The sequence below is a fragment of the Olleya marilimosa CAM030 genome (assembly GCF_000518485.1).
In the GTDB taxonomy this organism is placed as follows: Bacteria; Bacteroidota; Bacteroidia; order Flavobacteriales; family Flavobacteriaceae; genus Olleya; species Olleya marilimosa.
The window spans coordinates 452188-477635 of sequence record NZ_JADR01000001.1; the positions used below are offsets into that span (position 1 = coordinate 452188).

Here is a 25448-nt window from a genome sequence, read left to right on the forward strand (position 1 = left end):
GAAAAGAATTTATCAGCTTGTAAAAAAACATTATTTCTTATGATTTTTAAATTTTTCATGATTCTTGTTGCTTATAGCAGAACAAAATGCTAATTTTTATTTAGAAATGCCTAAATATGGTGGACATGTTGGTTTTTATGATGAACAAAACACCTATTATTCGGAAAAACGAATGCTTCAGTTTATAACTAATTTATAGCCTACAACTCTAGTTTCAGTTTAGTAATAAAATACCTATCTTTAGTTTTTTTAAATCAAAAAATTAATGAAACGTATCCTTCTTTTATTAGCCATAACGCTAGTATTTTCGTCTTGTAAAGACCAATTAAAATTAGACACCACTACCACAAAAAAAGCAAAAGACACTTTTATTGTTGCAGAACATTACAATAAAAAAGAAGTCTCTATTGCTATGCGTGATGGTGTAAAATTACATACCACTATTTATTCACCTAAAGATACTTCTAAACAGTATCCAATTTTAATGCAACGTACACCTTATAGTTGCAGACCTTATGGCGAAAATGAGTTTAAAACCTCAATTGGACCTAATCAATATTTAATGAAAGAAGGGAATATTATAGTCTATCAAGATGTTAGAGGACGTTGGAATAGCGAAGGAGTTTACGATAATATGCGTGCGTTTATCCCAAATAAAACGGACAAACAATTTGACGAAGCTAGTGACACGTATGACACTATAGATTGGTTAGTTAATAACGTTGACAACAATAACGGAAACGTTGGTACTTGGGGAATTTCTTATCCTGGTTTTTACACAACTTATTCAACATTGTCAGGGCATCCTGCTTTAAAAGCAGCATCGCCTCAGGCTTGTATTAGTGATTTCTTTTTTGATGATTTTTTCCATAATGGAGCTTTTTTGTTAAGTTATTGGAGAGCGACTAGTTTATTTGGGTACATGAAGGATAAACCTACTACTGAGGCTTGGTATAAGTTTCCGGAAATTGGAACAGAAGATCAATACCAATTTTTTTTAGATGCTGGACCGCTTAGTAATTTAAATAAATATTTTGGAGAAGAGAATGTATTTTGGAATCAAATAAAGAGCCATCCTAATTATGATGAATTTTGGCAGAGTAGAGGCATTATTCAGCATTTAAAAGATATTAAACCAGCGACGCTAGTCGTAGGAGGTTTATTTGATGCAGAGGATTTATATGGTCCTTTTAATACTTATAAGTCTATCGAAAAAAATAGCAACAACTATAATGGTGTTGTTTTTGGACCATGGAGTCATGGGGATTGGGCAAGAAGTAATGACCGTCAAGTAGTGGGTAACATTCATTTTGGAGATAGTATCTCTGATTACTTTCAGAAGAATATCGAAACTAAATTCTTTAACCATTTCCTAAAAGAAAAAGCAGATGGTACAGTGGATTTACCAGAAGCTCACTTTTTTAATACAGGAACCAAACAATGGTCAGATTTTACGGCTTGGCCTCCAGAAAACAGCGTTAAAGAAAGCTATTTTATGCAACCAAATCAGCGTTTAACGCAAAAAGCAAATCGTATGATAGCGACTAGCGATTTTATTAGTGATCCTAAAAAGCCTATACCATACACGGAAGATATAAAAGTGGTATTTACGCCACGTAAATTTATGACCGACGATCAGCGTTTTGCATCAAGACGTCCCGATGTTTTAACTTTTGAAACTGAAGTTTTAGAAAATGACATTACTTTAGCTGGAGATATTTTAGCCAAATTACAAGTGTCAACAACAGGTACATCTGCAGACTGGATTGTAAAAGTTATAGATGTTTTTCCTGCAGACACAGAAAACACTGACGATGTACAAGACCATTTAAAACTAAGTAATTATCACATGATGGTTAGAAGCGAAACCATGCGTGGACGTTTTAGAAACAGTATGACTAATCCAGAACCTTTTGAACCAAACCAAAAAACAGCGGTTAACATTAAGCTGCAAGATGTGTTACACACATTTAAAAAAGGCCATAAAATACAAGTACAAGTACAAAGTACATTTTTTCCTTATATAGATATTAATCCACAAACCTATGTAGATAATATTTTTGAAGCAAAAGCGTCGGATTTTAAAGCACAAACACATAAGGTTTATAATGATTCTGCAATAGAGTTTTCAGTTTTAAAGTAAAATATTGAAACTTTTTCCTACATTTAGTAACTAAACTAACCATTTTATGCTAAGAAAAGTTTTTGGAAGCGCTGTGTTTGGTGTCGAAGCCACAACAATAACCGTTGAAGTAAATATAGATAGTGGTATTGGCTACCATCTTGTAGGTCTTCCGGACAACGCGATTAAAGAAAGTAATTTTAGGATTGCAGCAGCACTACAAAATAATGGTTATAAAATTCCTGGAAAAAAAATAATTATTAATATGTCACCAGCAGACCTTCGTAAAGAAGGTTCTGCTTATGACTTGACTTTGGCAATGGGTATTTTAGCTGCATCTAAACAGATAGCAGCAGATAATTTAGAAGACTTTCTAATCATGGGTGAGTTATCCTTAGATGGAAGCTTACAGCCAATAAAAGGTGCTTTACCAATAGCTATAAAGGCTAGAGAAGAAGGCTATAAAGGTTTTATATTACCCATTCAAAATGTAAAAGAAGCTGCTATTGTTGATGGATTGGAAGTCTATGGAGTAGAAAATATCAAACAAGTCATTAATTATTTTGATAAAGGCGAAGCTTTAGAGCAAACTATAATTGATACAAGAAAAGAGTTTGAAAAAAACTTAGACTTTCCAGAATTTGATTTTAGTGATGTAAAAGGTCAAGAATCTATAAAACGTTGCATGGAAATTGCTGCAGCAGGTGGGCATAATATTATTTTAATTGGTCCTCCAGGAGCAGGAAAAACTATGTTAGCTAAGCGTCTGCCAAGTATTTTGCCACCAATGACTTTGCATGAAGCGTTAGAAACCACTAAAATACACAGTGTTGTTGGACGTGTTAAAGATTCAGGGTTAATGGCTCAAAGACCCTTTAGAAGTCCACATCATACTATCAGTGATGTTGCTTTAGTTGGCGGAGGAGCGTATCCACAACCAGGTGAAATATCTTTATCACACAATGGTGTTTTATTTTTAGACGAATTACCAGAATTTAAACGAGGCGTTTTAGAGGTGATGCGACAACCTTTGGAAGACAGAGAAGTAACCATTTCTAGAGCTAGATTTACTGTTACATATCCATCCTCTTTTATGTTGGTAGCTAGTATGAATCCAAGTCCAAGTGGTTATTTTAACGATCCTGATGCTCCTGTTACAAGTAGTCCAGCCGAAATGCAACGCTATTTAAGTAAGATTTCTGGACCATTACTAGACAGAATAGACATACATATAGAAGTTACACCTGTACCTTTTGAAAAATTATCTGAAGAACGTAAAGGTGAATCTTCGGTTGATATTAGGAAACGTGTTACTACTGCAAGACAAATACAGACAAAACGTTTTGCTGAATTAGAAAATGTCCATTATAATGCTCAAATGTCTACTAAACAAATTAGGGTGTATTGTAAGCTTGAAGACGCTTCAAAACAATTACTTAAAACAGCAATGGAACGCTTAAATCTTTCCGCTAGAGCGTACGACAGAATATTAAAAGTTTCTAGAACAATAGCGGATTTAGAAGGTAGTGTGGACGTTAAAGGAAATCATATAAGTGAGGCCATCCAATACAGAAGTTTAGATAGAGATGGTTGGCTAGGATAATTGTTTAAAGTTTAATAGATTTTCTGTACTTTCGTGGTCAAGCTATTAATAACTATAAACCAAATTTTAAAATGTCAGAACCAACTGGAAAAATTTCGGCTAGCGAAGCTGAAATATTAAGTGACGCATGGACTAAACTGCGTCAAGAAGCTAATAACAATGCTGCAGAACAAGAAGATAACAGGTCTTCGTGGTATTCTCTTGAAGATATGGAAGCTTTTATTAAAATGATAAAAGACAAAAACACTAATGTAAATGGTGTTAGATGCTATTTAGGTGTACAAACCGATAAAGCTAATCCTAAAGGCTTAACTACAATATTTATGGTGCCAACAGAAGATGTTAATGGTAAAAACATAGATATTAAAGGTGCAGATGGAATAGATAGAGGACAAGGAGGAATGCCTCCAGGAGCTGGCTATCCAAATTAATTATTATGGAAGAATTTTTAAAGGACAATTACAGTATTTTAACTAAATTCTTCATTTTAGTAGCAGTTGTTTCTGGTCTTGTAACTTACAAGAAACATAAAGGAACACCTGCTACTTTTTTTGTCAAAGTATTAATTTACTTTTTGATTATTGAGATAATTGGTACTTATTCTTCAGTTTATCACAAATTTAGTTTTTTAGAGCCAATCTATAATTCATTATTTAGACAAAATTATTGGTGGTATACGATTACCTTTGATATTATTGGTATAGTATTGTTTTCGCTATTGTTTCAAAAAATAATTCATAACAGATTGTTTAGTAGTATATTAAAGTATAGTACGTATGGATTTGCAATTTTTTCTATACTTTATATAGTATTTAATCGTGATTTGTTTTTCTCTCAATTTTTCCCAGTAGTTCAAATATTAGGAGCCTTAATAATATTAAGTTGTAGTGTGTTTTATTTTATCGAATTACTACTTAATGATAAAATTATAAAGTTTTATAAGTTCCTATATTTTTATGTTGCAATAGCTATTTTTATTTGGTGGATTGTTGTGACACCTTTAACCTTTTATGATGTTTACATGGTAAATAGTGATTGGAATTATATTTTATTAAAGTGGCAAATTTACTTATCTCTAAACTTTATAATGTATATCTCATTTGCTATTGGTTTTATAGTTTCTGAACCAGAAAGTTTAATTAAGTTGGATTAAAAGACGCTTTATTTTTAATATAATTAATAATATTTCAGTCAAGATAGTTTCTTTATTAAAAGATAGTTAACTAATTTTTTTTTAGTACTTTTAAAACGCTATTAATCAACTTAAAAACATATGAAAAACTTAGGAAGCTTAATCTTAGGATTAATTATTGGTGCATTATTAATGTACTTTTACATGAATAATTTAGATGGTTCTCACATTAGTAACCCAGTTATTAAGCCAAGAGGTGTAATTACACCAACTCAAGCAATTGTGTTAGATTCTACCTACAATTCTAGGCATACTTTAATTAGCGATAGTATTGTAAAACGTCCAGATAATCGCTCTAGTTGGTGGTCTTTAGATGATGTTACTAATTATATAGATTATGCTAAAAATCAATCTGATAGTTTAGGATATAACATGAGCGGATTAAGAATTTATTTAGGAGCTTATCCAACGGTTAAAAACCAAGTAGGATATACTACAATGTTTATGGTGCCAACTGGAGAGCTGCAAATGGTTGAAGGCAGTAAAGGGTTTACAGCTTCTGCTAATAATGATATTGAAGGAGCTAATCCTTTAAATATGGGAACAGCTGGTAATCCTCCAAACTCTAATTATCCTCATTAATCCGTAATAGTGGAAACATTTTTAAGACAAAATTATAGTGTAATAACTCATAGTATTGAGTTGTTGGCTGTGCTTGTTGCAGTATTTTGTTACAAAAAATACAAGTTTACTTCTGGAAAATACTTTATTTACTTTTTAGTTTATGTATTTATTATTGATTTGGTAGGCGAGTATCCTTCGTTTTATAATACCTTTGAATGGTTAAAAATTGTAGAGCAGTCCGTTTTTAGATATAATTATTGGCTGTTTACTATTTTTTATATTCTTGCAAGCATTTTATTTTTTATGTTTTATTATCATAAAATTTTAAAAAATAAAATACATAAAAAAATAGTGTTAGTCGTTGGCGTATTAAGTTTACTAATTTCTATAATCTATATTGTATGTCATATAGACCAGTTTTTTAAAGGTTTTTTACCTTTAATAAGTGTCTTAGCAGCTTTATCTATTATTACTTATACAACCTGTTATTTTATCGAATTATTACAAAGTGATAAGTTGCTAAATTTTTATAAATTATTAAACTTTTACATAAGCATAGCTTTGTTTTTTTGGTGGTTAATAACCACTCCAGTGCTCTTTTATGGCGTGTATAATTCTGAAGAAGATTGGAACTTTGTAATCTTAAAATGGCAAATATTTTTGTTTTCAAATATATTAATGTATTTGACTTATGCATTTGGATTATTAATATCAAAGCCTCATGAAAAATAATATATGATAGATTTTCTAACCAAGAACTTCAATTTTATTAATTACTTTTTTGAATTTTTTGCTCTTGTAACAGGAGTTGTTTTATTTAAAAAACACAAAAGTACAGCTACAAAAATTTTTATATTTTTTTTAGCTTACATAGTGTTTGTAGAGTTTGTAGGTTTTGTTTTAACTTACCTTAAATCCAATACACTAGTGCACTTTGTAAGACAGTTAGGGGTAACGACAAGACTGTGGTATAATGTTTTTTGGTTATTTGGAAGTATAGTATTTATCTTATATTACTATTACAATTTGTTTAAAATTAAACAATTTAAGACTGTGATTAAATACCTAGGCTTGTTATATGTTTTAATTTTTATTGTACACGTAGTATTTAATTACAACGCCTTTTTTAATTCTCATCACACGTTTTATTTTATTTTAGACGCTTTAATAATATTTTTATGTGTAACGCTATTTTGTTTAGAGTTGCTTAAAAGTGACGACCTTTTAAATCTATCAAAATCATTTGCTGTTTATGCTACTTTTGGGTTATTTTTATGGTGGCTAATAACAACTCCAATTATTTTTTACGAAACTTACAATACTACTGCAGACTGGGATTTTGCAAATTTAAAACGTCGCGTATTTCTATTTGCTAATATATTTATGTATACTTGTTTTGTATTGGGATTAATAGCTTCTAAACCACAAAAAAATAAATGATTAATATTTTAAATCTTATACAAACACAACCAACCTCTTCAGAGTCTGAACGCTATTTACTTATATACATGATTGGAGTACTAATTGTAGTCACTACTTTGGTTGTATTATTTTTTATTGTATTTCAAAAAAGAAAAAACTCACTACTATTAGATAAAATTTTACAACAACGCGCATTTGATTTAGAGCTATCAAATGCCCAAACCGAAATACAAGAACAAACACTAAAAAATATTGGTTGGGAGCTTCATGATAATGTTGGGCAATTATTAGCAGCTGCAAGCATGCAACTTAATATTCTTAAAACTAAATTAAATGTTGACGGAAACGAAAACTTTACTGAAGCCTCAGATTTTGTAAAACAAAGTTTAAAGGAAGTTAGGATGTTATCGCGATCATTAAATAATGAAGTGATACTAAATATTGGTTTTGAACAGTCAATTACCAACGAGTTAAACCGACTTAAAAAAATGAAGTTTGCCTCGGCAGAATTACAAGTTAAAGGTGATGTTGTTCCATTTAATGATAAAAAACACGAGATTATTATATTTAGGATTCTACAAGAGTTTTTTTCCAATACAGTTAAATATTCCAACGCAAAAAACCTTACTGTAACATTAAATTATTTAGAAGATAAACTACTTTTAGTCGCAACAGACGATGGTAAAGGTTTTGATACAGATACAGTTGAAAAAGGTTCTGGTTTATTAAACATGAAAAGTCGTGCCGAACTTATTAATACAACCTATAATTTGACTTCAAAACCAGGAGAAGGTGTTAAGTTACAATTAGAATACCCTTTTATAAAACAATCTTAAAAAGCTATTATTATAGCCATTTAAGAGCCTTTTTAACAAAGTTTAATTTTCCATTATAAGGTGCATAGCGTACAGGTATGTCCAACCAATTTGCTTTTTTTACAACCCCTTTTTTATGGCTAAAGGTGTCAAAAGTATACTGTCCATGATAAGCACCAAGTCCACTATTACCAATACCTCCAAAAGGTAATCTATGGTTTGCAAAGTGTACAATGGTATCATTTATACAACCACCACCAAACGAGAATTTTTGTATTAATTGTTTCGCTTTCGCGGAATTTGTGCTAAATACATATAAGCTTAAAGGTTTATTATACGATAAAATAATAGTCTCTAATTCCGAATCTTTTTTGTACGAAATCACAGGAAGTATAGGTCCAAAAATTTCATTTTTCATGACTTCGCTGTCAAGTAGAGGCTCATCAATAACAGTAGGAGCAATGTACAAATTAGAAGCATCAGTCTGTCCACCAATAATGCAGTTTTGATTAACTAACATTTTTGATAAACGCTCAAAGTTTTTAAGGTTTATAATACGAGCATAATCTTTAGATTGTTTTGGAGTAGTGGAGTATGCTGATTGTATTTCATGCTGCATAGCTTTATAAAAAGCTGCTTTGTTACTATCATGTATTAAAACATAATCTGGTGCTATACACGTTTGGCCTGCGTTTACAAATTTACCCCAAACTATGCGTTTTGCAGCTAATTTTATATTTGCTGTATCATCTATAATACACGGATTTTTCCCTCCTAACTCCAAGGTTACAGGAGTTAAGTTTGGAGCAGCAGCTTTAGCAACTATTTTACCAACTGCAACACTACCTGTAAAGAAAATATAATCCCAATGTTGTTCCAGTAATTTAGTTGAGGTTTCTACACCACCTTGTACGACCGTAACATGCTCTGGTTTAAAAACAGTTTTAATAATATCGCTAATTAATGCAGAGGTGTGTGGTGTTAACTCACTAGGTTTTAAAATGGCTGTATTTCCTGCTGCAATTGCACCAACAAGAGGTGCTAAAGCTAATTGGTAGGGATAATTCCAAGGTGCGATTATCAAAACACTTCCATAAGGTTCTGCATACAAATAATCAGAAGACGGAAAGTTTAATAATACAGGAAATACGCGCTTTGGTTTTGCCCATTTATTTAATTTTTTTATAGTAAGTTTTAAATCCTGAATAACAATAGCGGTTTCAGTTAAAACACTTTCAAATTCTGGTTTTTTAAAATCGTTATATAAGGCATCTATAATATCTTGCTCTCTAGATTCTAATTGATTTAATAGTGATTTTAAAAGTGTTTTTCTATAAGAAACACTTAATGTTTTACCTGTTTTAAAATACGTCTTTTGATTGTTTAATAATTCCGGAATCATCGTTGTGTTTTAAAATTAAAGATAAACTATTTTATTGGTTTGCTGCTCATGCGTTAGTGGTAGTAATGGCATCCTTTTTTTGCTGCCATATATGGCAAAAAAAGATATAATGGATGACACGACCCTTGTGGTAACGCCCAATACCTACAAACAAGCATCCCAAATAGGATCTTTGGGTAAAGGTGCTGTAATGTTTAATTCGTCTTTAGAGACTGGATGTGTAAATTGTATGTTTCTTGCATGTAAGCTTATGCTTGCGTCTTTGTTGCTACGATCAAATCCGTATTTTAAATCACCTTTTATTGGTGATCCAATGCTTGATAGTTGCGAGCGTATTTGGTGATGACGTCCTGTTTCCAGATTAACCTCTAGTAAGTAATAGTTGTCCAGCTTTTTAATTATTTTGTAATGCAAAATGGCTTTTTTACTATCTGGGACTTCTTTTATGTAAGCTGTTGACTTGTTGTTTTTTGGATTCTTTTTTAACCAATGTATTAATGTGTCAGCTTCCTTTTCGGGTTTGTTTTTTACTAAAGCCCAATAGGTTTTAGAAATATCCTTGGATACAAACAGCTTATTTAATCTTGGTAAGGCTTTACTTGTTTTTGAAAATATAACTAAACCTGTGGTTGGTCTATCCAATCTGTGGACAGTTCCTAAATATACATTTCCTGGCTTATTGTATTTTTCTGCTATGTAATTTTTAATGACATCGCTTAGGGGTTTGTCTCCTGTTTTATCTCCTTGTACAAGGTCTCCAGCACGCTTATTAACTACAATAATGTGGTTGTCTTCATAAATAACTTGAAGGTTGTCTTTATTAGATAAAACTTTTGACATTTAGTAATATTGATAATTAGTCTAATAAAACGATTTGGGTTACTAAACCGTTTTTAATATTGCTCGTTATCGTTAGGGAAGTCGCTACTTTTAACATCTTCACCATATTGGGCAATCGCTTTACTCATGTCTTCAAATAAATTCATGTAGCGACGTAAAAAACGAGGGTTAAACTCGTGAGTCATACCAATCATATCATGTAACACTAATACTTGACCATCAACACCATTTCCAGCTCCAATACCTATTACAGGTATTGATACGCTTTGTGCAACCTCTTGTGCTAATTTTGCAGGTATTTTTTCTAGTACAATAGCAAAACATCCAATGCGCTCTAGCATAAGTGCATCTTCTTTTAGTTGGTCTGCTTCTTGTTCTTCTTTAGCTCTTACAGTATAAGTTCCAAATTTATAGATGGATTGAGGTGTTAAACCTAAATGTCCCATGACTGGTATTCCAGCATTAAGGATGCGTTTAATGGACTCTTTAATTTCTTTACCACCTTCTAGTTTTACAGCGTGTCCACCAGACTCTTTCATGATTCTAATAGCACTTCTTAAAGCTTCTTTTGGATCACTTTGGTAACTACCAAAAGGTAAATCTACAACAACCAAAGACCTGTCAATAGCACGTACAACAGACGATGCATGATAAATCATTTGGTCTAAGGTAATAGGCAATGTTGTTTCATGTCCAGCCATTACATTACTGGCAGAATCTCCAACTAAAATAACGTCTGTACCTGCACCATCTACTATTTTAGCCATAGTATAGTCGTAGGCAGTTAGCATGGAGATTTTTTCTCCATTTTTTTTCATTTCTACTAATGATTTAACGGTAACGCGTTTATATTCTTTTTTTGCTACAGACATGTTTTGTTATTTATTATAGAATGTAAATGTACTAAATTAAAGGCTTATTCTAAATTTTAATTTATTTTGAAAGACTTATATTTAGCTAATAATTGTAATATTTTTTTATGAAACTATTTAGTCTAGTATTATTTATAATGTTTAGTAGTTTTTGTGTATCTCAAAATGATGAACAAGAAAAAGCAATTGAAACCATTACAACTTTTTTTGAAGGGTTTCATAATCAGGATTCTGTGTTAATTAAAAGCGTTGTGTATAAAGCTGTTGTTATGCAATCAATAAGTGAAAATACTAATGGTAATTTGGAATTAACGACCACTAATTTTTCTGATTTTATAAAACTGATTGTTGCTATTCCAAAAGACCATACGTTTTCTGAAAAATTGTTAAGCTATAGTGTGCAAATTGATGGTAATATGGCAAATGTTTGGACGCCTTATCAATTTTGGTATAATGACAAACTTAGTCATTGTGGCGTAAACTCGTTTCAATTACTAAAAGTTAATCAAGAGTGGAAAATATTTTATCTAGTTGATACTAGATCAAAATGCCAAGAATAAACGGTTAACAATCAGCCATATTAACGCGTACAGCCAATCCACCTTCGCTAGTTTCTTTATATTTAGTGTTCATATCTTTGGCAGTTTCCCACATGGTGTCAACCACTTTATCTAAAGGGACTTTTACGTTTTTAGGATCGGTATCTAAGGCTAATTCGGCTGCATTAATGGCTTTAATTGCTCCCATACTATTACGTTCTATACAAGGGATTTGTACTAATCCTCCAATAGGGTCGCAGGTTAGCCCAAGATGATGTTCCATTGCAATCTCTGCTGCAATCATGACCTGTTCTGGACTACCACCAAGCAATTCGCATAAGGCTGCTGCAGCCATAGCAGAAGATACACCAATTTCGGCTTGACATCCACCCATTGCAGCACTAATGGTGGCTCCTTTTTTAAAGATGCTACCAATCTCGCTAGCTACTAACAAGAATTTTTTAATGTCTTCAAAATCTGCATCATGGTTTTCTATAACCATATAATACATAAGTACTGCTGGTATAACACCTGCACTTCCATTAGTAGGTGCAGTAACCACACGACCAAGTGAAGCATTTACTTCATTTACAGCCAAAGCAAAACAGCTTACCCATTTTAATATTTGTCTAAATTTAACTTCACTGTTTCTAATGCTTTCTAACCATTCTTGAGGTGTAGTATAAGGCATTTCAATGTTTAAACGCTTGTGTGTGTCAAAAGCACGACGTCTTACATTTAATCCTCCAGGTAAGTTACCTTCAGTATGACAACCAATAAACATACAGTCAAGCATGGTATCCCAAATACGATGTAACTCGAAGTCAATCTCTTCATCGGTTCTAAGAGAGCGTTCGTTTTCTAAAACTATTTCAGAAATACTTTTATTTTCGTTTGTACAAAACGCTAACAACTCGGTTGCTTTGTCAACAGGATACGGAAATTCTTTTTTTAATTCTTTATTTTCGGCATCGACCGTACGTTCTTCTTTTATAACAAAACCACCACCAATAGAGTAGAAGGTGGATGTGTGGATTTCGGTTTCCGCAAAAGCGGTAAACTTAATGCCATTAGCGTGAAACGGTAAAAAAGCTCTATTAAAAATAATGTCTGATTTGGGAGTAAACGGAATAATACGCTCGTTATTTAAAACTAATTTTGAGGTATTATTAATGGATGCAATGATGATGTCAATAGTATCCGTTGGTATACGTTCTGGATCTGCACCACTTAAACCTAACATAACTGCTAAATCTGTAGCATGACCTTTACCAGTTAAAGATAAAGAACCGTATAGGTCGATGGTTACCTTTTGTAGACTGTCAAAAAGGTTAGCTTCTTTTAGTTCATAAATCCAACGTTCTGCAGCACGCCAAGGTCCTAAAGTATGAGAACTAGAAGGTCCTACACCAATCTTTAGCATGTCAAAAACCGAAATACACTCCATATCACTAAATCGTTTTAGTATTGAGCGACAAATATAGTTTTTTGTTACAGATATAATAATTAAAACCATTTCAATTTTGATAGATTTCTGCCATCATGTCAGTCAGTATGTTATGGCATAATCATTGACTTATTGTCATCGTAACAATTACAATACAAAATTTAAAATTATATAAAATTATGAGTAAGATTATTGGAATCGATTTAGGAACAACAAACTCTTGCGTTTCTGTAATGGAAGGTAATGAAGCAGTTGTCATCCCAAACGCAGAAGGTAAACGTACGACACCTTCAGTTATCGCTTTTGTTGAAGGAGGCGAAATTAAAGTTGGTGATCCAGCAAAAAGACAAGCAGTAACTAACCCAACAAAAACAGTTTATTCTATTAAACGTTTTATGGGTAACAAATATTCTGAATCTAAAAACGAAGCAGAACGTGTACCATACAAAGTAGTTAAAGGAGATAATGACACACCACGTGTTGATATTGATGGTCGTTTATACACACCTCAAGAATTATCTGCAATGATTCTTCAAAAAATGAAGAAAACTGCTGAAGATTATTTAGGTCAAGATGTAACGGAAGCAGTAATTACTGTACCAGCTTACTTTAATGACTCGCAAAGACAAGCAACTAAAGAAGCTGGTGAAATTGCAGGATTAAAAGTACGTCGTATCATTAACGAGCCAACAGCAGCAGCTTTAGCTTACGGTATGGACAAAAAAGGGACTGACCAAAAAATAGTAGTATTTGATTTTGGTGGAGGAACACATGATGTATCTATCCTAGAATTAGGAGATGGTGTATTTGAAGTATTATCTACAGATGGAGACACACACTTAGGTGGTGATGACGTTGATCAAAAAATTATAGATTGGTTAGCAGACGAGTTTAACAACGAAGAAGGAATGGACTTACGTAAAGATCCAATGTCTTTACAACGTGTTAAAGAAGCTGCAGAAAAAGCGAAGATTGAATTATCATCTTCTGAGCAAACAGAAATCAATTTACCATACATTACAGCTACTGCAAGTGGACCAAAACACTTAGTACGTACTTTAACACGTAGTAAATTTGAGCAATTAATAGACGATTTAGTAAAACGTACTATTGAGCCTTGTCAATCTGCATTAAAAGCAGCAGGTTTAACAAAATCTGATATTGACCAAGTTATTTTAGTAGGTGGATCTACACGTATTCCAGCTGTACAAAAAGCAGTAGAAGCATTTTTTGGAAAAGCACCAAGTAAAGGTGTTAACCCAGACGAGGTTGTATCTTTAGGAGCAGGTATCCAAGGAGGAGTTTTAACTGGAGATGTTAAGGATGTATTACTTTTAGACGTAACTCCTTTATCATTAGGTATCGAGACTATGGGTAACGTATTTACTAAGTTAATCGAAGCAAATACAACAATCCCAACTAAAAAATCTCAGGTATTCTCTACAGCAGCAGACAACCAACCATCAGTAGAGATTCACGTATTACAAGGTGAACGTGCTATGGCAGCAGATAACAAAACTATTGGTCGTTTCCATTTAGATGGTCTTCCACCAGCACAAAGAGGTGTACCGCAAATTGAGGTAGCTTTTGATATTGATGCAAACGGAATTATTAAAGTTTCTGCTACAGATAAAGCAACTAACAAGTCACAAGATATCCGTATCGAAGCGTCTTCTGGTTTGACTGAAGAAGAAATTAAGAAAATGAAAGCTGACGCTGAAGCTAATGCTGAAGCAGATGCAAAAGCAGCAGAAAATGCTAAAAAATTAAACGAAGCAGATTCTATGATTTTCCAAACAGAAAATCAATTAAAAGAATTTGGTGATAAATTATCTGATGATAAAAAAGCACCAATCGAAGCAGCTTTAGCAGAATTAAAAACAGCTTACGAAAGTAAAGATATAGCAGTTATCGAGCCAGCGTTGGAAAAAATTAACGAAGCTTGGAAAGTAGCTAGTGAAGAAATGTACAAAGCTCAAGCAGATGCTCAAGGTGGACAACCTGGACCAGATGCTAATGCAGGAGCAGATTCAACAGAAGGAAACGATGTTGAAGATGTAGATTTTGAAGAAGTAAAATAATTATAGATCTGATTAAGTATCAGAATCACATAATATTTAAAACGCAACCATTATTTTGGTTGCGTTTTTTTTGTTTAAAACCAATCTACTTCAGGTTTTACAAATAGGGTTAAATACAAAATATAAAACAATAATTCATTTTAAAATAAACTATGCATGCATAATAAATTTATTGTTATATTTGTTTAAATAACATTATAATCATGCAAACTAAATTAACTCAACTTTTAAATATAAAATACCCAATAATTCAAGCGCCAATGTTTTTGGTCTCTAATGTGGCTATGGTCACAGAAGCTATGAAAGCTGGTATTGCAGGATGTATTCCTGCACTTAATTATCGTACTTTAGATCAATTAAGAGAAGCAATACATGAGTTAAAAGCAAATAAAGTAGAAGGAGGATCCTTTGGATTTAACCTGATAGTGAATAAATCTAATATTAAGTATAAAGAACAACTTAGAGTATTATGTGAAGAAGGTTGCGATTTTATAATTACATCTTTAGGAAGTCCTGAAGAAACCATAAATCAAGCACACAAAGCAGGAATTAAAGTGTTTTGTGATGTTACAGACTTACGATTTGCTAAAAAAGTAGAACAATTAGGTGCAGATGCTGCAATTGCAGTTAATAATGAAGCAGGAGGACACAGAGGTAATTTATCGCCACAAGAATTAACTAATCAACTAAGTAAAGCTTTAAATATACCAGTAATTTCTGCTGGAGGAGTTGGATGCAAAGCAGATATTGACAAAATGTTAAGCTATGGAGCAGAAGGCGTATCTGTAGGAAGTCCATTTATTGCATCTGTTGAAGCTGGTGTTACTGATGAGTATAAGCAAGCATGTGTGGATTATGGCGAAAAGGATATTATCATGACAGAGCGTATCTCTGGTACACCATGTACAGTAATTAACACACCTTATGTACAAAAAATTGGTACTAAACAAACTTGGCTAGAACGCATATTGAACAAAAATAAAAAATTGAAAAAATGGGTTAAAATGATTCGTTTTTCAATAGGTATGAAAGCAACTGAAAATGCAGCCAAAAAAGCAACTTACAAAACCGTTTGGGTAGCTGGTCCAAGTATTGAGCACACAAAAGCTATTTTGCCTATTAAGGATATTGTTGCTAATTTAATAGCTTAAATTAATCAATGATAATTGAGCCTAAAACTATAAGAAAGTTTTTGCAGGTCACTCTAGCGACTATTATTTTATTAGGTGCAGCTCTTTTTATTTCAATTATATACGAATCTAGACAAGACATTTCTGACGATTCTAGATTTTCAAAGCTTTTAAATACGCCAATCCAAGTTAAAAGTATTAGCACAATACGATGGAATAAAAATAATATTCGCTTTAAACAGTATACTCTAAATCAAAATGAAGATTCAAACCTTGATTTAGAGGAGGTAAAGTCCGTTAAAAAATATCAAATAGGTGATACAATATATTTTTATGCAGCAAAATCTTTTAAGAGTCTGCATGTCGGAGAAAACTTTTATTTAATAGGTAAAGACACTTTAAATAATGGCGAAATTATAGAGTTTGAATATTTTACAGCTTCAGACTATTCCCCAGAAATTTGGGAAACGGAACAAGAATTTTTAAAAAGGGTTGCTAATTGATTTTAACAAAAAATCATTTTAAAATGCTACAAACTTATAATTTAACTTAATTTTTATAATTCTAGTTTCAAAAATTTAAAGACTTGTTTTACCTTTAGTATTTTACTTATTAACTTAAAGAAGGACTAAATTGATAAAAAAAGTTATTTACTTTTTAATTGTGATGCTTATAATTTTTATAGGTCTTTTGTATTGGTCTACGTCATCTACAAACCAAACATTTAAAACCTCTCAGTTAGTTAATATTGATAATGTTAATACTATAGATTTTCATAATTTAGATTCTGTATTAGTAGCTGCAAGCGCTTTATATAAAGCAGATGAGATTAAAAAACTTTTTCAAGGAGAGCAATATCGCGCTGCTTGGTCAACACCAATTAAAGCTCCTGTATTATTTTTAGACACTTTATTTGGTGGTGTTACAATTACTAAAGAAGGTGGTGGTAAACAAACCCATTCTTTAAAACTAGAAACTAAAAATGGTATAGAATTAACGCTTAGAGGTGTTAATAAAGATCCAAAACAACTTATTCCTGATCTAGCAAAAACACTAGGTTTAGAAAATATTATAGTGGATGGTATTTCGGCACAACATCCATATAGTGCTATATTAGCTGCTGAGCTAGCTAATAAAGTAGCTATAATTAACACCAAACCTAAAGTGGTATTTCTTCCAAAGCAAAGACTATTGGGAGAGTATAATAACAAATATGGGAATAGATTATTTTTATTAGAGTACGAAACAGAAAGTAAAACCAATTGGACAGACTTAAACAACGTGTCTAAAATCGTTGACACCAAAAAACTACAAGAATTAAAATTAAGTAACACCAATATTGTATTTATTGATAAGCCTGCACTTATCAGAGCAAGATTATTTGATTTGTTAATTGGCGATTGGGATAGGCATACTAAACAATGGGGTTGGGCTTTACAGCAAACAGATCAAACTTACACAGCTATTCCAATTGCAGGAGATAGGGACAATGCTTTTATTAATTTAGAGGGAATTATACCTTCTATTTTGTCTAATGAAAACTTAGTAAAAGAGTTGCGTCCATTTGATAACGAAATAGATTTTATGCCAGGATTGGTTTATCCATTTGATCAATATTTTTTATTAAATACAGAAGAAAACTTATTTATACAAGAAGCAAAGCAACTGCAATTACTTCTTAATGATGAAGCTTTGCTGCAAGCTTTAAAAGTTTGGCCAACTCAATTTTCTAAAATTGATGGCGAGGAAATCATTAGTAAAATAAAATCAAGACGAGATAGTTTAGTGTCCTATGCTAAATTATTTAAAACGACCATAGATAATAAAGGTTTGGTAACACAGCGTCTTAAAGGCTCTGAAGATTTAAGTCTTCCAGAACAACTTCAAGCTTGTTTTGAGTGTTATACTACAGATTAAAATCTTTTAAAAGTATTAAATTTAATCGTAGGCCATTCGCTTTTTAAAATACCGTAACAGCATGTGCTTCGTCTAAAACCATCAGACATTACAGTGTCTTGACGTAAAATGCCTTCAAGTGTTGCACCTAATTTTTCAACCGCTTTTCTGGATTTTTTATTACGCTCATCAATTCTAAATTCTACTTTTTCAAATTTCAAAGTTTCAAAAGCGTATTGTAACATTAAAAACTTCATATGACTATTTAAGCCTGTACCCTGAAAATCATGTCCTATCCATGTCCAACCTATATGTAAAACCTTGTTTTTATGATTAATTAATCCAAAACGAGTACTGCCAGCGAAGGCTTGGAATTGTTTATCATAAACAATAAAAGGTAATGTTGTATTATTATAAAAACCATCTACAGCTGTTTGAACATAATCTCTTAAAGTCTCAGGAGTAGAAATGGTATTAGGCGAATAATAAATTAAATCAGTTTCTTTAGCAATAGTAATTAATTGTTTATAATTACTTAAGTCTAAAGGTATTAGTTTTACACGATTGTTTTCAAGAGTCGGAGCTGTCATTTTAGCGCTATGTTTTGTATTTTTACATTAAAATTAAAGATACATGAAGTATTCTAAAGCACAAGTGTTAGCAATAGCAAATAAATCAAGCAAAAACACTTTAATGGAAACCTTAGAGATAGAAGTTGTGGATTATGGCGAGGATTTTTTAGTGTCCAGAATGCCAGTGACACCACGTGTACATCAACCAGATGGTGTGTTGCATGGTGGCGCAACAGCAGCTTTAGCAGAAAGCGTTGGTAGTTTTGCTTCGCATATATTTTTAGATTCAGAAAATTTAATGATTAGAGGATTAGAGATTACAGCTAATCATTTAAAAAGTATTAGCTCAGGCTATGTTTACGCTAAGGCTACCTTTTTACATAAAGGACGTACGACGCAATTACTAGATATTAGAGTAACGGATGAGGATGATAACCTTATTTCGTTATGCAAATTGTCAACCATTTCTTTACCTAAAAAGAAGTAAGTTATGACGTCTTCAGATTTTTTTGAACAGCTTACTCAACAGTTCACAAATCAGCTTCCTTTTGTAGCGTATAAAAAGCCCAATCAATTAGCGGTAAAAGCAATGCTTCAGGATAGCAATCAGCTTCATTTTACGACAAATTTTGAGGATAGCGGTTTTGTGTTTTCACCTTTTAAAAATGAAGATAATACGGTATTATTTCCTTTAGATAAAAGCAAAGTAATAGATTGTTTGTTTGATAGTAAACCTGATCAAGCTAAAAGCCAATTAAGTAGCACGATAAATGTTTCAGCGAAAGCGAAACATATGCAAATAGTAGAGAAAGCTATTTCCAAAATTGAAGATGGTAGTTTTAAAAAAGTAGTGATATCTCGAGTTGAAACCGAAACTTTTCCTGAAGACAATACGCTTTTACTATTTAAAAAACTGTTAGCGACCTATAAAACAGCACTAGTGTATTGTTGGTATCACCCAAAAGTAGGGCTGTGGCTAGGAGCAACGCCTGAAACATTATTAAAAGTAGAAGGCAACCGCTTTTTAACCATGTCTCTTGCAGGTACACAACAATATAAAAACACAATTGATGTCCAGTGGCAGTCCAAGGAACAAGAAGAACAGCAATTAGTTACGGATTTTATAGTAGGTAGTTTAGAGTCATCAGTAAGTAGTATTAATTTGGGCACTACAGAGACTATTAAAGCAGGGAATTTATTGCATTTGCAAACTAAGATTTCTGGACTATTAAAGCCTGAAAATGGATTACAATCCGTTATTGCTAAATTACATCCAACACCTGCAGTTTGCGGTTTACCTAAAGAAAACGCTAAACAGTTTATATTAAAAAACGAAGGCTATAATCGTGAATATTATACCGGTTTTTTAGGCGAAATAAATATTAAACAAGCCAAAACAAGAAATACCAATCGCAGAAATGTAGAGAATAACGCTTACGGATCCGTAAAAACAATATCGCATTTGTTTGTTAATTTAAGATGTCTGCAAATTAAGCACAACAAAGCATTAATCTATGTTGGAGGCGGAATTACAAAAGATTCTATACATGAAAACGAATGGGAAGAAACCGTTGCAAAATCTAAGACTGTTAAAAACCTCTTATAATGGTTTTATTTAGGAATTGTGTTTCGTATTTTTGTATAACACATGAAACACCCAAAAATACCTTTAGCGCAAACGGTAATTCAGCTTTGTAAAGCCAAGAATATCCAACACATTGTACTGTCTCCAGGAAGCAGAAATGCGCCATTAACCATTGGATTTACTCACGATCCTTTTTTTAAATGTTATAGTATTGTGGACGAGCGTTGCGCAGCTTTTTTCGCATTAGGTATCGCACAACAAATAAAGCATCCCGTAGCAGTGGTTTGTACTTCTGGTAGTGCGTTGTTAAATTATTATCCAGCAGTGTCAGAAGCGTATTATAGCCATGTTCCGTTAGTGGTTTTAAGTGCAGATAGACCTAAGTACTTGGTAGGAATAGGAGATGGACAGACTATAAATCAAGAAAACGTTTTTAAAAATCACATACAATATTCGGCTAATTTAAAGCAAGATTTAAATCCTGAAAATCAAAACGCTTTCGCGGAAGACTTGCCAATAATGAAGAGTATTGAGAATAAAATCGAACGCTTTTTAGGGCTACAACAAGGGATCCAACAATACAACGAAACCGAAATTAATAAAGCCTTTAATATAGCAATAACAACACAAGGCCCTGTACATGTTAATATTCCGTTTGATGAGCCTTTATATCAAATGGTGGATGCGCTAACGGTAACTCCAGAAGTTGTACCAATACCTAAAAAAAATATAGTTAGGGAAAATTATAACGCTTTCGCTGAAATTTGGAATAACTCCAAAAAGAAGTTAGTATTAGTTGGTGTTTTGGCTCCAAATAGCGTAGAACAGCACTTTATTGACGTTTTAGCAGAAGATGATAGTGTATTGATATTAACCGAAAGTACGTCTAATTTACACCACGATAATATTTGTCCAAGTATTGATAAATTAATTGGTGCGCTTTCTGAGCAAGAGTTACAAGGCTTACAACCAGAAATACTATTAACCTTTGGAGGTTTAATAGTATCAAAAAAAATAAAGAAATTTTTAAGAACCCATAAGCCAGCACAACATTGGCATGTAGCAGAAAATGGTGCAAATGACACCTTTTTTGTGCTAAACAAGGTGTTTAAGCAATCAATAAACTCGTTTTTCCAAGCTTTTATACCATTAACTAAAGCTTTAAAAAGTGATTATAACCCATTTTGGAAAAACCAAATGGCTATTAGACGCGAAAAGCATTTGCAATACATGGGCTTAATACCATTTTCAGATTTTAAAGTCTTTGATGTGTTACTAAAAAGTATACCAAATTATACGCAATTACAAGTAGGTAATAGTTCTGCTATTAGATATACACAGCTTTTTGATATTAATCCAACGTTGGACGTTTTTTGTAATCGAGGCACTAGCGGAATTGATGGAAGTACAAGTACCGCAATTGGAGCATCCATAACAAGAGATAATCCAACCGTCTTCATTACTGGAGATTTAAGCTTTTTTTACGATAGTAATGCGTTGTGGAATAATTATATACCTAATAACTTTAGGATTATAGTTATTAATAACGAAGGAGGAGGGATTTTTAGAATTTTACCAGGACATAAAAATACAGATAACTTTGATTATTTTTTCGAAACCAAACATCATTTAACTGCTAAGCAATTATGTGGCATGTATGGTTTTGAATACACTACAGCATCTTCAGAAAATGAACTTTCAGTAGCTTTGTCAGATTTTTATAACACTTCAAAAACACCTAAATTATTAGAGGTGTTTACACCTTCAAGGACAAATGATGACATTTTATTAGATTATTTTAAGTTTGTAAAATAATTTCGTCGAAAAAAATGGACGTTTATCGTAATTGTAATAATATTTTTTTTCGCTTAAAAAGAGATATAAAAAAATTGTACCTTTAAGAAGCTAAAAATATTAATCTAAATTTAAAATTATGAGTAAACGTGATGAATTAATCGCAAAGTATGCAACAGACTTAAAAGACAAATGTGGTGTAACAGCAGATATGGATTTTTTAACTAAGGTAACTATAGGTTGTGGTCCATCAATTTATAATAAAGATTCAGCTACTGTATCTGGTTCTGATGCATCAGAGTTAGCGACTGTAAAAAACAATTTTTTAATTAAAAAATTAGGATTAGCAGATAGCGAAGATTTAGATAAGGCAATTGATTCTGTAATGGAAACTTACGGAAGATCAAATAAAAATAAGTACAGAGCAGTGGTTTACTATTTATTAGCTAAACATTTCAAAAAAGAGTCTGTTTACAAATAGAATTAAAAAAAATACATAAAAAAAGCGTTACAGTTCTGTAACGTTTTTTTTATATGCTTACATTTGCAAAATGATACAAATAGGACAATTCAATACACTTGAAATTTTAAGAGACACAGAACCTGGATTATTTTTAGGTGATGCAGATAATAACGAAGTATTATTACCTAATAGATATGTTCCAGAACATTTTGAAATTGGTGATAAAATCGAGGTATTTGTATATTTAGATAACGAAGAACGAATTATCGCAACAACTACAGAACCATACATTTTAGATGGCGAGTTTGCTATGTTACGTTGTAATGAAGTTACTAAATTTGGTGCTTTTTTAGATTTTGGATTGGTAAAAGAGTTGTTTTGTCCATTTAAAGAACAAGCTTTCCCAATGAAAAAAGGAGGTTGGTATTTAGTGCGATGCTATCTTGATGAGGTTACTGAGCGTTTGGTTGCTTCAAGTAAAACCAATCGTTTTTTAGATAATAAAGAGTTAACTGTATCTCAGTATGATCAAGTAGATATTATTGTTTCTCATCCAAGTGATTTAGGGATGAATGTAATTGTTAATAATAAACATACAGGATTAATTTATAAAGACAATATCTTTCAAGACATTAGTGTTGGAGATAAATTAAAAGGTATTGTTAAAAAAATAAGACCAGGTAATAAACTAGATATTAGTTTAGGAGAGATAGGTTATAGAAATATAGAGCCTAACGCAGAGAAGATTATGCAAGAGCTAACAGATAATAATGGCTTTTTAGCACTTACTGATAAATCTAGTCCAGAAAACATTAAGGATACTTTACAAATGAGTAAAAAAACCTTTAAAAAAGCACTAGGGACTTTGTATAAACAAAAATTAGTGGACTTAAAAGACGATGGGATTTACCTTAAGAAGCACGATTAGTCTTATTTACTAAGTCATTTTTAATTCTAGCCCACTCAATAGCTTCATATAAGTCCTCAAAACGTTCGACTTCCGCTTTAGAGAATACTTTTTCCATTAGTGCGTTAAACCAACTTTTTTCACTCTTTGTGACAACAGCATAGCCATTTAGCGTGTTGTTATTTCTATAAAATTTAAGCCAATCAGATGGTTTAACAGAATAGTTATTTATACGGTTAGAAATATAACAGACACTTATTTCTGGACCATAAAAATCATGAACAGTTTCAATAACTTTTTCAGCTTCTTTCCAAGTATAGGTAATACCTTCGTTAATTTCTGAAATCACAATACCATCAAGAAAATAAAAATTACCTTGTTCTGTGATGTGAACATCCAAGATAAATTCTGCTAATGTGGAATCAATAATTGTCATATAAATATTAATTGGTATACAAAATTAAATCACAAGCTATTAGTTAGCAACTTGTTATAGTCCTAATGTTTAAAATTTCGACAAAAAATTGTATAAATAGGTCAAACGACAAAAAAAAGCCACCTAAAAGAGGTTAGGGCTCTAAAAGGTAGCTGTTAAGCATCTATAAAATAGTAGCTTAGGGTATATTAAATTTCACGCTATCATCAGACGAATTTAATATATTATCATTTATGTTATTATAAGCTTTTGTTATGTTATCAAAGGCTAATACTGGTATTTTGCTAAATTGTTTTTCTAAGCTAATATTTATGTTATTAAAACCAGAGCTTCCTACAATGCCATAAAATTTTAAATTAGGTAAGTTTTTATTGTATTTTGGTAAATCTAAAACCTCAATAGAGTATTTGTTTAATCTATTTGAGATAATCCCAAAAGGTTTTTTTAAAACTTCGTAATAATTATAAATACATTTAAAAGCTGTTTTAGTGCTATTAAAGCTTACATGTTCACCTTCATTAACTTGTGCAATAATCATATTTTCGAAGAAAAATAAATCACCCATAGGAAACTTGTGTACTTCTTTTATCTGATTATAAATTTCAGAATTTATTACATTCATTATAGATGGATTATTAATTCTATATCAAAGATAATAAGTGGTCCTAAAATCTGAAACCAAATATAGTGTTTTATTTCTTAAATAGATAAAAAGCAAATAAATAGGTTAAAACGCAGTTATTTGAATTAGCTTTATGTTATTTATAATCTGTTAATCAGGCAGTTGTGGTTTTTGTGTGTATTTTTATAATGTCCAAATTGTTACAGATAATTATAATCATTCGGTGTCTTAAATTTAATTTTAATTCTCTTAAAAATTTAAATTTGCGTATTTTTATGACCTCAAAAATTAATGATATCTTATGGAGCAAATTAAATGGATAAAGGCAAAAGATTACGAGGATATAACCTATAGTAAATGCAATGGAGTTGCTAGAATAGCTTTTAACAGACCAGATGTACGAAACGCTTTTAGACCAAAAACGACAAAAGAATTATATGATGCTTTTTATGATGCAGGTGAAGATACATCAATAGGTGTAGTGTTATTATCTGCAGAAGGTCCATCGTCTAAAGATGGTATTTATAGTTTTTGTTCTGGAGGAGATCAAAAAGCAAGAGGTCATCAAGGTTACGTTGGCGAAGATGGTTACCACAGACTAAATATATTGGAAGTACAACGTCTAATTAGGTTTATGCCAAAAGCTGTTATTGCAGTTGTGCCAGGTTGGGCTGTTGGTGGTGGACATAGTTTGCATGTGGTTTGCGATTTAACTTTAGCTAGTAAAGAACACGCTATTTTTAAACAAACAGATGCAGATGTTACAAGTTTTGATGGTGGTTACGGATCTGCTTATTTAGCCAAAATGGTTGGACAGAAAAAAGCTAGAGAAATCTTCTTTTTAGGAAGAAATTATTCTGCACAAGAAGCTTTTGATATGGGAATGGTTAATGCTGTTATTCCTCATGATGAGCTAGAAAATACTGCTTACCAATGGGCTCAGGAAATTTTAGAAAAATCGCCAACCTCTATCAAAATGTTAAAATTTGCAATGAATTTAACAGACGATGGTATGGTAGGACAACAAGTATTTGCTGGAGAAGCAACACGATTAGCTTACATGACAGATGAAGCTAAGGAAGGTAGAGATGCGTTTTTAGAAAAACGTAAACCTAACTTTCCAAAACAATGGATTCCATAATAT

At 31.9% G+C, this 25448-nt stretch carries 27 protein-coding genes; 20 read left to right on the forward strand and 7 right to left on the reverse strand.

What is annotated here, in order from left to right; genetic code table 11:
• Nucleotides 1-64: 64 nt before the first annotated feature.
• The 9 genes from M890_RS16975 to M890_RS0102280 all read left to right on the forward strand — a co-directional run bounded on the left by M890_RS16975 (nt 65) and on the right by M890_RS0102280 (nt 7739).
• Complete coding sequence (locus M890_RS16975; RefSeq protein ID WP_262496318.1) at nt 65-199, forward strand: hypothetical protein; 135 nt, start codon at nt 65-67, stop codon at nt 197-199.
• A 66-nt stretch (nt 200-265) separates the two neighbouring features.
• Entirely contained in the window at nt 266-2143 is a 1878-nt protein-coding gene (locus tag M890_RS0102245) for a CocE/NonD family hydrolase (protein ID WP_028281960.1), read from the forward strand.
• A gap of 46 nt (nt 2144-2189) precedes the next feature.
• Nucleotides 2190-3725 (forward strand): YifB family Mg chelatase-like AAA ATPase, encoded by a 1536-nt coding sequence (locus tag M890_RS0102250; RefSeq protein WP_028281961.1) that lies wholly within the window; start codon nt 2190-2192, stop codon nt 3723-3725.
• Nucleotides 3726-3796: 71 nt separating this feature from the next.
• A complete protein-coding gene (locus M890_RS0102255) occupies nt 3797-4156 on the forward strand; it encodes a hypothetical protein (RefSeq protein ID WP_028281962.1) in 360 nt (119 codons plus the stop codon).
• 5 nt (nt 4157-4161) lie between these two features.
• A complete protein-coding gene (locus M890_RS0102260; RefSeq protein WP_028281963.1) occupies nt 4162-4878 on the forward strand; it encodes a hypothetical protein in 717 nt (238 codons plus the stop codon).
• Between the two features lie 120 nt (nt 4879-4998).
• Nucleotides 4999-5499 carry a hypothetical protein gene (locus M890_RS0102265; protein WP_028281964.1) on the forward strand — a complete coding sequence of 167 codons (501 nt, stop codon included), beginning with the start codon at nt 4999-5001 and terminating at the stop codon, nt 5497-5499.
• 9 nt (nt 5500-5508) lie between these two features.
• Entirely contained in the window at nt 5509-6213 is a 705-nt protein-coding gene (locus M890_RS0102270) for a hypothetical protein (RefSeq protein WP_028281965.1), read from the forward strand.
• Between the two features lie 321 nt (nt 6214-6534).
• Nucleotides 6535-6921: a hypothetical protein gene (locus M890_RS16690; protein WP_157243247.1), complete on the forward strand. Its 387-nt coding sequence runs from the start codon at nt 6535-6537 to the stop codon at nt 6919-6921.
• The gene (locus tag M890_RS0102280; RefSeq protein WP_028281967.1) at nt 6918-7739 is read left to right on the forward strand and encodes a sensor histidine kinase; all 822 of its coding nucleotides are present in this window, start codon (nt 6918-6920) and stop codon (nt 7737-7739) included. The genes M890_RS16690 and M890_RS0102280 overlap by 4 nt, the downstream gene beginning before the upstream one ends.
• 10 nt (nt 7740-7749) lie before the next feature.
• Here M890_RS0102280 and M890_RS0102285 read toward each other — a convergent pair whose 3' ends face one another.
• The 3 genes from M890_RS0102285 to panB form a co-directional block, all read right to left on the reverse strand.
• Nucleotides 7750-9120: an aldehyde dehydrogenase gene (locus tag M890_RS0102285; protein WP_028281968.1), complete on the reverse strand. Its 1371-nt coding sequence runs from the start codon at nt 9118-9120 to the stop codon at nt 7750-7752.
• Nucleotides 9121-9264: 144 nt separating this feature from the next.
• Nucleotides 9265-9960, reverse strand: a complete 696-nt coding sequence (locus tag M890_RS0102290) for an RluA family pseudouridine synthase (RefSeq protein WP_028281969.1) — start codon at nt 9958-9960, stop codon at nt 9265-9267.
• Nucleotides 9961-10013: 53 nt separating this feature from the next.
• Nucleotides 10014-10832, reverse strand: coding sequence for a 3-methyl-2-oxobutanoate hydroxymethyltransferase (panB, locus tag M890_RS0102295; RefSeq protein ID WP_028281970.1), 819 nt, complete (start codon nt 10830-10832; stop codon nt 10014-10016).
• A 107-nt stretch (nt 10833-10939) separates the two neighbouring features.
• On the opposite strand from panB, the gene M890_RS0102300 reads away from it, so the two are divergent.
• On the forward strand, nt 10940-11392 hold the full coding sequence (locus M890_RS0102300) for a 3-methyl-2-oxobutanoate hydroxymethyltransferase (RefSeq protein ID WP_028281971.1): 453 nt from the start codon (nt 10940-10942) through the stop codon (nt 11390-11392).
• Between the two features lie 4 nt (nt 11393-11396).
• On the opposite strand, the gene M890_RS0102305 is transcribed toward M890_RS0102300, so the two are convergent.
• Entirely contained in the window at nt 11397-12818 is a 1422-nt protein-coding gene (locus M890_RS0102305) for an L-serine ammonia-lyase (protein WP_028281972.1), read from the reverse strand.
• A gap of 179 nt (nt 12819-12997) precedes the next feature.
• Here M890_RS0102305 and dnaK point away from each other — a divergent pair, with 179 nt between their 5' ends.
• From dnaK to M890_RS0102325, 4 genes are all read left to right on the forward strand, one after another.
• Nucleotides 12998-14899 (forward strand): molecular chaperone DnaK, encoded by a 1902-nt coding sequence (gene dnaK, locus M890_RS0102310; protein ID WP_028281973.1) that lies wholly within the window; start codon nt 12998-13000, stop codon nt 14897-14899.
• Between the two features lie 203 nt (nt 14900-15102).
• Nucleotides 15103-16050: an NAD(P)H-dependent flavin oxidoreductase gene (locus M890_RS0102315; protein ID WP_036597034.1), complete on the forward strand. Its 948-nt coding sequence runs from the start codon at nt 15103-15105 to the stop codon at nt 16048-16050.
• A 41-nt stretch (nt 16051-16091) separates the two neighbouring features.
• A complete protein-coding gene (locus M890_RS0102320) occupies nt 16092-16532 on the forward strand; it encodes a hypothetical protein (RefSeq protein ID WP_232219118.1) in 441 nt (146 codons plus the stop codon).
• Nucleotides 16533-16662: 130 nt separating this feature from the next.
• Nucleotides 16663-17946, forward strand: a complete 1284-nt coding sequence (locus tag M890_RS0102325) for a hypothetical protein (RefSeq protein ID WP_232219119.1) — start codon at nt 16663-16665, stop codon at nt 17944-17946.
• Here the strand turns inward: M890_RS0102325 and M890_RS0102330 are convergent.
• Nucleotides 17943-18515 carry a GNAT family N-acetyltransferase gene (locus M890_RS0102330; protein ID WP_028281977.1) on the reverse strand — a complete coding sequence of 191 codons (573 nt, stop codon included), beginning with the start codon at nt 18513-18515 and terminating at the stop codon, nt 17943-17945. The genes M890_RS0102325 and M890_RS0102330 overlap by 4 nt on opposite strands.
• 43 nt (nt 18516-18558) lie before the next feature.
• Here M890_RS0102330 and M890_RS0102335 point away from each other — a divergent pair, with 43 nt between their 5' ends.
• The 5 genes from M890_RS0102335 to M890_RS0102355 all read left to right on the forward strand — a co-directional run bounded on the left by M890_RS0102335 (nt 18559) and on the right by M890_RS0102355 (nt 23267).
• Nucleotides 18559-18984 (forward strand): PaaI family thioesterase, encoded by a 426-nt coding sequence (locus M890_RS0102335; RefSeq protein ID WP_028281978.1) that lies wholly within the window; start codon nt 18559-18561, stop codon nt 18982-18984.
• 3 nt (nt 18985-18987) lie between these two features.
• A complete protein-coding gene (locus M890_RS0102340) occupies nt 18988-20103 on the forward strand; it encodes a chorismate-binding protein (RefSeq protein WP_028281979.1) in 1116 nt (371 codons plus the stop codon).
• 42 nt (nt 20104-20145) lie between these two features.
• Nucleotides 20146-21897 (forward strand): 2-succinyl-5-enolpyruvyl-6-hydroxy-3-cyclohexene-1-carboxylate synthase, encoded by a 1752-nt coding sequence (gene menD / locus M890_RS0102345; protein ID WP_028281980.1) that lies wholly within the window; start codon nt 20146-20148, stop codon nt 21895-21897.
• A gap of 118 nt (nt 21898-22015) precedes the next feature.
• Complete coding sequence (locus tag M890_RS0102350; RefSeq protein WP_028281981.1) at nt 22016-22357, forward strand: DUF2853 family protein; 342 nt, start codon at nt 22016-22018, stop codon at nt 22355-22357.
• A 70-nt stretch (nt 22358-22427) separates the two neighbouring features.
• Nucleotides 22428-23267, forward strand: a complete 840-nt coding sequence (locus M890_RS0102355; protein WP_028281982.1) for a CvfB family protein — start codon at nt 22428-22430, stop codon at nt 23265-23267.
• Here M890_RS0102355 and M890_RS15670 read toward each other — a convergent pair.
• A complete protein-coding gene (locus tag M890_RS15670) occupies nt 23251-23682 on the reverse strand; it encodes a hypothetical protein (RefSeq protein WP_036597036.1) in 432 nt (143 codons plus the stop codon). The genes M890_RS0102355 and M890_RS15670 overlap by 17 nt on opposite strands.
• Nucleotides 23683-23860: 178 nt before the next feature.
• Nucleotides 23861-24304: a hypothetical protein gene (locus M890_RS0102365; RefSeq protein WP_028281983.1), complete on the reverse strand. Its 444-nt coding sequence runs from the start codon at nt 24302-24304 to the stop codon at nt 23861-23863.
• 301 nt (nt 24305-24605) lie between these two features.
• Between M890_RS0102365 and M890_RS0102370 the strand changes: the two genes are divergently transcribed.
• A complete protein-coding gene (locus M890_RS0102370; protein WP_028281984.1) occupies nt 24606-25445 on the forward strand; it encodes a 1,4-dihydroxy-2-naphthoyl-CoA synthase in 840 nt (279 codons plus the stop codon).
• Nucleotides 25446-25448 lie beyond the last annotated feature (3 nt).

Coding starts and splice junctions, on each gene's coding strand:
- M890_RS0102370 (WP_028281984.1), top strand. CDS start 24,606: ATGGAGCAAATTAAATGGATAAAGGCAAAAGATTACGAGGATATAACC.
- M890_RS0102350 (WP_028281981.1), top strand. CDS start 22,016: ATGAGTAAACGTGATGAATTAATCGCAAAGTATGCAACAGACTTAAAA.
- M890_RS0102305 (WP_028281972.1), bottom strand. CDS start 12,818: ATGGAGTGTATTTCGGTTTTTGACATGCTAAAGATTGGTGTAGGACCT.
- M890_RS0102300 (WP_028281971.1), top strand. CDS start 10,940: ATGAAACTATTTAGTCTAGTATTATTTATAATGTTTAGTAGTTTTTGT.
- M890_RS0102280 (WP_028281967.1), top strand. CDS start 6,918: ATGATTAATATTTTAAATCTTATACAAACACAACCAACCTCTTCAGAG.
- M890_RS0102315 (WP_036597034.1), top strand. CDS start 15,103: ATGCAAACTAAATTAACTCAACTTTTAAATATAAAATACCCAATAATT.
- M890_RS0102290 (WP_028281969.1), bottom strand. CDS start 9,960: ATGTCAAAAGTTTTATCTAATAAAGACAACCTTCAAGTTATTTATGAA.
- M890_RS0102285 (WP_028281968.1), bottom strand. CDS start 9,120: ATGATTCCGGAATTATTAAACAATCAAAAGACGTATTTTAAAACAGGT.
- M890_RS0102365 (WP_028281983.1), bottom strand. CDS start 24,304: ATGAATGTAATAAATTCTGAAATTTATAATCAGATAAAAGAAGTACAC.
- M890_RS0102340 (WP_028281979.1), top strand. CDS start 18,988: ATGACGTCTTCAGATTTTTTTGAACAGCTTACTCAACAGTTCACAAAT.
- M890_RS0102330 (WP_028281977.1), bottom strand. CDS start 18,515: ATGACAGCTCCGACTCTTGAAAACAATCGTGTAAAACTAATACCTTTA.
- M890_RS0102265 (WP_028281964.1), top strand. CDS start 4,999: ATGAAAAACTTAGGAAGCTTAATCTTAGGATTAATTATTGGTGCATTA.
- M890_RS0102250 (WP_028281961.1), top strand. CDS start 2,190: ATGCTAAGAAAAGTTTTTGGAAGCGCTGTGTTTGGTGTCGAAGCCACA.
- M890_RS0102335 (WP_028281978.1), top strand. CDS start 18,559: ATGAAGTATTCTAAAGCACAAGTGTTAGCAATAGCAAATAAATCAAGC.
- M890_RS0102260 (WP_028281963.1), top strand. CDS start 4,162: ATGGAAGAATTTTTAAAGGACAATTACAGTATTTTAACTAAATTCTTC.
- panB (WP_028281970.1), bottom strand. CDS start 10,832: ATGTCTGTAGCAAAAAAAGAATATAAACGCGTTACCGTTAAATCATTA.
- dnaK (WP_028281973.1), top strand. CDS start 12,998: ATGAGTAAGATTATTGGAATCGATTTAGGAACAACAAACTCTTGCGTT.
- M890_RS0102255 (WP_028281962.1), top strand. CDS start 3,797: ATGTCAGAACCAACTGGAAAAATTTCGGCTAGCGAAGCTGAAATATTA.
- M890_RS0102245 (WP_028281960.1), top strand. CDS start 266: ATGAAACGTATCCTTCTTTTATTAGCCATAACGCTAGTATTTTCGTCT.
- M890_RS15670 (WP_036597036.1), bottom strand. CDS start 23,682: ATGACAATTATTGATTCCACATTAGCAGAATTTATCTTGGATGTTCAC.
- menD (WP_028281980.1), top strand. CDS start 20,146: ATGAAACACCCAAAAATACCTTTAGCGCAAACGGTAATTCAGCTTTGT.
- M890_RS0102355 (WP_028281982.1), top strand. CDS start 22,428: ATGATACAAATAGGACAATTCAATACACTTGAAATTTTAAGAGACACA.